The sequence below is a fragment of the Alysiella crassa DSM 2578 genome, from assembly GCF_000745955.1.
GTDB classification, from domain to species: Bacteria; Pseudomonadota; Gammaproteobacteria; order Burkholderiales; family Neisseriaceae; genus Simonsiella; species Simonsiella crassa.
Map to the genome: position 1 here is coordinate 1 of NZ_JQKH01000101.1, position 7,815 is coordinate 7,815.

8 protein-coding genes and 1 tRNA gene are annotated in these 7,815 nt (G+C 45.5%); 6 read left to right on the forward strand and 3 right to left on the reverse strand.

What is annotated here, in order from left to right; all coding sequences use genetic code 11:
* Positions 1 to 18: 18 nt before the first annotated feature.
* From Q338_RS11335 to Q338_RS11360, 6 genes are all read left to right on the forward strand, one after another.
* Positions 19 to 94 (forward strand) — tRNA-Gln (locus tag Q338_RS11335).
* A 208-nt stretch (positions 95 to 302) separates the two neighbouring features.
* On the forward strand, positions 303 to 1,103 hold the full coding sequence (locus tag Q338_RS11340; protein ID WP_034295507.1) for a polyamine aminopropyltransferase: 801 nt from the start codon (positions 303 to 305) through the stop codon (positions 1,101 to 1,103).
* A 203-nt stretch (positions 1,104 to 1,306) separates the two neighbouring features.
* A complete protein-coding gene (gene rng / locus Q338_RS11345) occupies positions 1,307 to 2,803 on the forward strand; it encodes a ribonuclease G (RefSeq protein ID WP_051968630.1) in 1,497 nt (498 codons plus the stop codon).
* 45 nt (positions 2,804 to 2,848) lie between these two features.
* A complete protein-coding gene (locus Q338_RS11350) occupies positions 2,849 to 3,754 on the forward strand; it encodes a glycosyltransferase family 2 protein (RefSeq protein WP_034295509.1) in 906 nt (301 codons plus the stop codon).
* A 35-nt stretch (positions 3,755 to 3,789) separates the two neighbouring features.
* Positions 3,790 to 4,152: a hypothetical protein gene (locus Q338_RS11355; protein WP_034295511.1), complete on the forward strand. Its 363-nt coding sequence runs from the start codon at positions 3,790 to 3,792 to the stop codon at positions 4,150 to 4,152.
* The gene (locus Q338_RS11360; protein WP_034295512.1) at positions 4,153 to 4,605 is read left to right on the forward strand and encodes a protein YgfX; all 453 of its coding nucleotides are present in this window, start codon (positions 4,153 to 4,155) and stop codon (positions 4,603 to 4,605) included.
* A 38-nt stretch (positions 4,606 to 4,643) separates the two neighbouring features.
* Here the strand turns inward: Q338_RS11360 and Q338_RS11365 are convergent, their stop codons facing one another.
* From Q338_RS11365 to Q338_RS14910, 3 genes are all read right to left on the reverse strand, one after another.
* Positions 4,644 to 5,036: a hypothetical protein gene (locus Q338_RS11365; protein WP_034295514.1), complete on the reverse strand. Its 393-nt coding sequence runs from the start codon at positions 5,034 to 5,036 to the stop codon at positions 4,644 to 4,646.
* 343 nt (positions 5,037 to 5,379) lie between these two features.
* Positions 5,380 to 7,587 carry a UvrD-helicase domain-containing protein gene (locus tag Q338_RS11370; protein ID WP_034295516.1) on the reverse strand — a complete coding sequence of 736 codons (2,208 nt, stop codon included), beginning with the start codon at positions 7,585 to 7,587 and terminating at the stop codon, positions 5,380 to 5,382.
* Positions 7,494 to 7,815: hypothetical protein (locus tag Q338_RS14910; protein WP_169815866.1), on the reverse strand; the 322-nt coding region annotated here is incomplete at its 5' end. The genes Q338_RS11370 and Q338_RS14910, both read right to left, overlap by 94 nt.

Here is a 7,815-nt window from a genome sequence, read left to right on the forward strand (position 1 = left end):
AGCCAAGAAACCGTTTCTTGGGGAGTCGTCAAGCGGTTAAGACACTGGATTTTGATTCCAGCATGCGAAGGTTCGAATCCTTCCTCCCCAGCCAAATAAAACGCGCTTATGTTTTCGTAAGCGCGTTTTTTTACGCAATTTGATTATAGTGGATTCAATTTAAATCAGTATGAGGCGACAGCGACCGCCGTGTACAGCTAGTACATCGGGGAGCTGGCAACACTATACTGGTTCAAATTGAATTCACTATATTTCAGGCTGCCTGAAATTGATTAACCCACTTATTTACAAAGAAAAAAATCATGACCCACCCCTTTCGCCGCAATCGTTTTTTTCGCAACACGCTGCCTGAAGTGAATATTTCTGAAGTGGGAAATATTCGTTCCCTGCATTTGGGTACGCCGACCATTCAAAGTTCCATGAATATTGCGCATCCGCCCGAGCTGGTGTTGTCGTATAGCCGTGCGATGATGGCGTGGTTGCTGTTTGTGGACGATTTGCCGAAGCATATTACGCAAATTGGTTTGGGTGGTGGTTCGTTTGCGCGTTGGTTGCACGAATATTTGCCCGAAACGCGGCAGGTGGCGATTGAAATTAATCCGCAAGTGATTCAAGTGGCGCGTACTTCATTTTGCCTTGATTTTGAAGGGAATAATTTTGAAATCATTGAAGCCGATGGCGCGGAATATGTGCAAATTTTGCGCGGTAATACGGACGTGATTTTGGTGGACGGTTTTGATGGCGTGCAGATTATTGATGAATTGGTGGGCGAGCCGTTTTTTCATGATTGCCGCATTGCTTTGCGCGAAAAGGGGATTTTTGCGACAAATTGGTGGAGCGGCGATAAGCGTTACCCTTTGTTTATGCAGCGTTTGCGGACAATTTTTGATGGGCAGGTGTTGGAAGTGCCTGCGGTAACGCATGGCAATGTGGCAGTGTTGGCGTTTAATCAAGTCCCTGAATTGAATATTGAAAAATTGAAAAAACGCGCGGAAAAATTGTCCAATGCTTATGGTTTGGATTTTTTCCGTATGCTGGCAGACGCGAAAGGGAAAAATCGCCACGATGGTAAACGGTTTGTATTTGAAAAAATGGAAAAATAAATATTTTCAGGCTGCCTTTTGATATGGGGATAACCATATTAGGCAGCCTGAAATGTAGACAACTCATTAATTTAACGATAAAACCGTGTATAATCACACACTTTTGTGCGCGAGAATATTTTGCCGTGTAGGTGATTTTGGGGTGTTCAGGCTGCCTGAACATCTATACCGCAAAATATTTTTAAAATTTCAGAGATTTCAACATGATACCCGACACTATTCCCTTGCCAAAAGACATCATACGCCCACCCGAAACAGTGCTGGTGAACATCACGCCCCAAGAAACGCGGGTGGCGATTTTGGAAGAAAATGATATTTGTGAATTGCATATTGAGCGCAATTCGGGACACGGTTTGGTGGGCAATATTTATTTGGGCGTGGTGCGGCGCGTGTTACCGGGGATGCAAAGCGCGTTTGTGGACATTGGTTTGGAGCGGGCGGCATTTTTGCACATTGTGGATATTTTGGAGCAAAAACAAAAACCTGATGAAACGCAACGCATTGAACACATGCTGTTTGAAGGGCAAACTTTGCTGGTGCAAGTGATTAAAGACCCAATTAATACGAAAGGGGCGCGGCTGTCCACGCAAATTTCTTTGGCAGGGCGATTTTTGGTGCATTTACCGCAGGATAATCATATTGGTATTTCGCAACGCATTGAAAATGAAGAAGAACGCTTGGCTTTGCGCGACCGACTCAACGCCATGCTGCCTGAAAACGCCAGTCGTGGCTACATTATCCGCACCAGCGCGGAAACGGCGACTGACGCGGAATTAAAAGCGGATATGGATTACCTAACCAAAGTTTGGGAAAATATTTGCCAGCAAGCGAAAACGTGTCGCCCTGAAAGTTTGTTGTATCAAGATTTGCCTTTGAGTTTGCGTGTGTTGCGGGATATGTTTAATGACAACACGGTGCAAATTTTGGTGGATTCTAAACAAAATCATCAACGTATGTTGCATTTTGCGAATTTGTATGTGCAGGGGGCGGCGGAAAAAATTCATTTGTTTAAGGGCGAACGTCCGCTTTTTGAAACTTATGGGGTGGAGACGGAAATCAATCGTGCGCTGCAACCGCGTGTGAATTTGAATTTTGGCAGCTACCTGATTATTGAGCCGACCGAAGCGATGACCACCATTGATGTGAATACGGGTGGATTTGTTGGCTCGCGCAATTTTGATGAGACGATTTTTAAAACCAATTTGGAAGCGTGTTACGCGATTGCGCGTGAATTGCGTTTGCGGAATTTGGGCGGCATGATTTTGATTGATTTCATAGACATGACGCTGCCTGAACACCGTGAAGCGGTGTTACACGAATTTGCCAAAGCCTTGAGTTACGATCGCACCCGAGTTACGCTCAATGGTTTTACCAGCTTGGGTTTGGTGGAATTAACGCGCAAACGCACGCGCGAAAATTTGAATCATGTTTTGTGCGAGCCATGTGAAGTGTGTCAAGGACGTGGCAGGCTGAAAACGGCGCAGACTTTGTGTTATGAAATTCAGCGCGAAATTGTGCGCGAAAGTCGGCGTTTTGATGTGAAACAATTTCGGATTATTGCTTCGCCGCAAGTGATTGATTTGTTTTTAGATGAAGAATCGCAATCTTTGGCGATGTTGATTGATTTTATTGGCAAACCTGTGTTGTTGGAAGTGGACGTGCATTATTCACAAGAACAGTATGATATTGTTTTGGTGTGAATTTTGTTTTCAGGCTGCCTGAAAATGGAAATAAAGGATAAATCAATGAAATTAGCAGTGATTTTGCCTGTATACAATACGGCGGCTTATTTGCCAGAATGTTTGGATTCTATTTTAAATCAAACATTTGATGATTTTGTGGTGTTAGCAATCAATGATTGTTCCACCGATAATAGTGGCGAGATTTTGGAAGATTATATGCGCCGCGACAGTCGCATACGCGCGTATCATTTGCCGCACAATCAGGGTGTACAAGGTGTGATGAAATTGGGTTTGGATTGGGTGAAAACCATGCGTGTGCCGTATGTGGCGCGTATGGACAGCGATGATGTGTGTTTCCCTCATCGTTTTGCCAAGCAAACGGCATTTTTGGATACCCATCCAGAGATTACCGTAGTAGGTGGCAATATGCTTAGGTTTAGTGCCACTTTTCAAGAAAGCAGTAAGCTGTATGAAGACGATGGTCAAATTAAGGTAATGTTTTTACGGGCAAGAGCGAATATTGCTAATCCTACGGCAATGTGGCGCAATGACTGGTTCAGGCAGCATGATATTCAGGCTGGGCAATGTAAAGTGGCGGAAGATTATGCTATGTGGATAGATTGCGCGATAAAAGGGGCAAAATTTGCCAATTTAGCTGATGATTTAGTCTGTTACCGTTTACATGATGAACAATTATCCAATCAATTGGCTTTGCATGATGATATTTTGGCAAAAATTTGGCATGATTATGCACGTCTCATGTTTCCCTATTTGGCTGAATCTGAACGGCAGATTTTGGGTTTATTTTGTTATTCATTTCGTTTGCGGATTACGCGTGCGCAGTTTCAAGAATTTTGTCAGGTGGTGGAGAAAATTGCCGTACAACATACGGTGTCGTTTTTTGGGGAAAATCGGGAGATGTTGGTGGCGCATTTACAAAAAATGGTGGCTGGTGTTCAAAATCAGTAAAATCAATAAAATTAATTTTATTAAGGAAATCAAAAATGTATTTTGTAGACAGAAGTGTTGTTGTATTAAAACCCACGCAAGCCTTTGTGGATTGGCTCAACCAATTAAATGACGATGATGAGCAAATGCCCGATTTGACTTTGAATCAGGTTCGCAGCAATTGCACCACGTTTCTGATTCCGCAATTTGATGAACCAGAACAAGCGGTTGCCTATATTGGCGAGCGTTATCAGGCGATTTTGGACGCGGAATTATCGGGCTGGTTGGGCGATGACGATGATTTGCCCGAAGAGCGTGATTTTGCCTTGTTCACGGAATTTTTTGAATTGGAAATTCATGATACGGTGCTGGATTTGGAAGTGGCGGATTTGCAAGTTTCGCCCGTAGTCGGTGAATAAATGCTGAATGATTTTCAGGCTGCCTTTCGTGTTTCTAAAATGCGAAAGGCTTTGATTTTTTTATTATTTGTTTTGACGATGGTGTGTGTGTGGACGTATTTTTGGGGGGTGTCGCGCTGGTGTTTGCTGGCGGCAAGTGGCGCGGCGGCGGCGTGGGCGTGGCGCGAACCCTGCGCGGTGCGGCATTTGTGGGTGGACGAGTTTTATCAGGCATGGCTATTATTGGGCGATGAAACAAGCTGGTTTACAAAAAATAAAAAAATTTCGGAACATCAATCAGATAGCTTTATTCAAGCGGAATTATTGGCAGGCAGCCTGATTCATCGTTGGGGCTGTTTTTTGAAATGGCGATGTGATGGGCGCGTGTTTTGGCAGGTGGTGTTGCCCGATATGTTGGACGGGGAGACGTTTCGGCGTTTGCGCGTGTGGGCGGTGTATGGGCGGAAGCAATAAAATGGGGCGGACGTATCCACCCCATTGATTCAATTGATTTATTCCATGATATTCAGATAGCGGTCTAACACTTTGCTATCAATCAAAGCGTTGAGTGCGATTTCCATGTCTTCTTGCGTGTTGCAGATGAATTTTTGTCCTTCAAAGCGCAGCGCAATGGGGAAAGTGTGGTAGGCGTGGTCATACGTCCACATGGCGATATTGGTGATGAAAATATTGCCCAAACCGTGCAAGGCAATGTAGCCGCCATCGTCATTTGGGTTGGCTTCATCGCGGATAAAGTGGCGGAAATGAATGCTCATGTGTTTGTAGGCAAGAACTTGATTGCATTGCGTTTTAAATTCTTCCAAAGCACGAAACACGCCGCCTTCGGGCAAACGGTAGCCGTCTTTGTTCACAATATCCAGCAGTTTTTCATAATAGTTTGGCATGGCAAAACCTTTCGTATGATGATGGGTTTAAGTGATGGTTGAGTATAGCAGTTTTGTGGGGTAATTCAATGTTTCAGGCTGCCTGAAATCAAATTAGCCAATTTCTACAGTGGTAAAATCGTGGGTGCAAGCACCCACCCTACGGCAGAATATTTATGAAAACAAATGGTTAATTATTTCTTATCCCGAATTCACGTTAAAATAGTTCAGGCAGCCTGAAAGTTTAAACCATTTGAATAATATTTTTTTGATTTTATTTTGTTTGGCTTACTTTTTCAAAAAGTAAGTCGCCGCGCGGCGATAGAGCGCACGCCGTAGGTAAATTCTAAACGCTGTAAAACTTTTAAATTTTGTCCAATTTGGCAAATTTCGTATTCAAGGTTTTCACACCGTCCACGCCAAAATTAATCGTCAAATCCGCCGAACCATCATTTTTATCCCGCGCGTCAATAATCACGCCCACGCCAAATTTGGCATGGCGCACATTTTCGCCCACACGGAAACCGTCAAATTCACGCGGCAATTCTTGGCGAGAAATGGCGGGCGCGGTTTGGTTGAAATATAAATGGCTGTTGTCATTAAGATTTTTATTTTTGGGTTTGGGCGACAAGTGGTGCAGCAAGGCTTCGGGGATTTCATCTACAAAACGCGACACCACGCCAAATTGCGTTTGCCCGTGCAACATACGCTGCTGCGCCATGCTCAAATACAAGCGTTTGCGGGCGCGAGTAATCGCCACATACATCAAACGGCGTTCTTCCGCCAAACCGCCCGCTTCATTCAAACTCAATTCGCTGGGGAAACGTCCTTCTTCCAGCCCTGTCAAAAATACCGCGTCAAATTCCAAGCCTTTGGCGGCGTGTACCGTCATCATTTGTACGGCAGAATCGCCGCGCCCCGCTTGGTTTTCGCCGCTTTCCAGCGCGGCATTGCTCAAAAAGGCGATGATGGGCAGCGCGGCATTGTCCGCCAAATTTTCAGGCAGCATATCCAATTGCACGTCCGCCACGCGAAAGCCGATGGCGGCATTGACCAATTCGTCTAAATTTTCCACACGTTCTTGTTCCGCAATCAATTTTTGCGCCCGATAATGCGCCACCAAACCCGATAAATCCAACACGCTTTGCACCAATTCGGGCAGCGACACCACGCCGACTTGGGCGCGTAATTGTTCAATCAATTCAATAAAGGGCGCGACTTTTTTCCCCATTTTGCAGGCAGCCTGAAACAATGTTGTACCACTTTCTTGGGCGGCGGCTTGGATATTTTCTACCGTGCGCGTGCCTATGCCGCGTGGCGGAAAATTAATCACGCGCAACAAAGCGTTATCATCATCAGGATTGACCGCCAAACGCAAATACGCCAGCGCGTGTTTCACTTCCTGCCGTTCGTAAAAGCGTAAACCGCCGTAAATTTTATACGGTATGGCAGCCTGAAACAGCGCGTTTTCCAATACGCGCGATTGGGCATTGCTGCGATAGAGTAGGGCGATTTGGTTTAAATCCGCGCCATCGCGTTGCAAAGATTTGATTTCGGACACGACAAATTCTGCTTCCATCAAATCATTGTAGGCGGAAAAGAAACGGATTTTGTCGCCCAATTCCGCGTCTGTGCGTAAATTTTTGCCGAGACGGTCGCTGTTGTTTTGAATGACCGCGTTTGCCGCCGCCAAAATATTGCCGACTGAACGGTAATTTTGTTCCAATTTAATCGCTTGTTTGATTTGAAAATCTTGTAAAAATTGCGCCATATTGCCCACATTTGCGCCACGAAAACGGTAAATGCTCTGGTCATCATCGCCCACCGCAAACACCGCCGCGCCGCCGCCCGCCAATAATTTTAGCCACGCATATTGTAATTTATTGGTGTCTTGAAATTCGTCCACCAAAATATGGGTAAAACGGCTTTGATAATGGGATAAAAGTGCAGAATGTGTATTGAAAAGTTCATAAGTTCGCAATAATAATTCGGCGAAATCCACCACGCCCTCGCGGTTACACAATTGCTCGTATTCGGCGTAGCAGCGAATCAAACGCTGGGTGTAGGGGTCGGGAGCTTCAAGGCAGCCTGCGCGTAAGCCTGCTTCTTTTTGGGCATTGATGAAACCTTGTAATACGCGTGGGGCAAGTATTTTTTCGTCTATATCCATTTGTTTTAATAGACGTTTGATAATGGATGTTTGGTCGCTGCTGTCTAAAATTTGAAAGGTTTGCGGCAAGCCAGCGTCGCGGTAATGCAAACGCAATAGGCGATGGCAAATGCCGTGAAACGTCCCCAGCCACATCGCGCGCAGATTGTGCGGCAACATGGCGGATAGGCGCGTGTTCATTTCTTTAGCGGCTTTATTGGTAAAGGTTACCGCCATAATATTGTGGACACCAGCATGGGCGTTTTGCAGCAGCCACGCAATGCGAGTGGTGAGTACGCGCGTTTTGCCGCTGCCTGCGCCTGCGAGTATCAGCGCGGAAGTTTGCGGATTGGATTCAACGGCTTGGCGTTGTTGCGGATTGAGATGACGGAGAAGGTCGGGGGTATCGTCTTGGAAAAACATGGTTCAGGCTGCCTGAAAATATGAAAATAAAAGAGTAGGGCAGATTGTAGCGCAAACATGATTTTTTGCCATATAAACACAGGCAGCCTGAAAAAACTTTCAGGCTGCCTGAAATATTGGGGTGGGGTTGGTGGGATTGAAATATTGTGAATGTCGGCTGAAAATAAAAAAAGCTGGGCAAAATCCCAACTGTGTGAACCGCGTGGGCAACGAGTTGCCCACCCTACG

What these genes read in the sequence shown, in the direction of transcription:
- Q338_RS11340 (WP_034295507.1), top strand. Translation starts at nt 303, where the DNA reads ATGACCCACCCCTTTCGCCGCAATCGTTTTTTTCGCAACACGCTGCCT.
- rng (WP_051968630.1), top strand. Translation starts at nt 1,307, where the DNA reads ATGATACCCGACACTATTCCCTTGCCAAAAGACATCATACGCCCACCC.
- Q338_RS11350 (WP_034295509.1), top strand. Translation starts at nt 2,849, where the DNA reads ATGAAATTAGCAGTGATTTTGCCTGTATACAATACGGCGGCTTATTTG.
- Q338_RS11355 (WP_034295511.1), top strand. Translation starts at nt 3,790, where the DNA reads ATGTATTTTGTAGACAGAAGTGTTGTTGTATTAAAACCCACGCAAGCC.
- Q338_RS11360 (WP_034295512.1), top strand. Translation starts at nt 4,153, where the DNA reads ATGCTGAATGATTTTCAGGCTGCCTTTCGTGTTTCTAAAATGCGAAAG.
- Q338_RS11365 (WP_034295514.1), bottom strand. Translation starts at nt 5,036, where the DNA reads ATGCCAAACTATTATGAAAAACTGCTGGATATTGTGAACAAAGACGGC.
- Q338_RS11370 (WP_034295516.1), bottom strand. Translation starts at nt 7,587, where the DNA reads ATGTTTTTCCAAGACGATACCCCCGACCTTCTCCGTCATCTCAATCCG.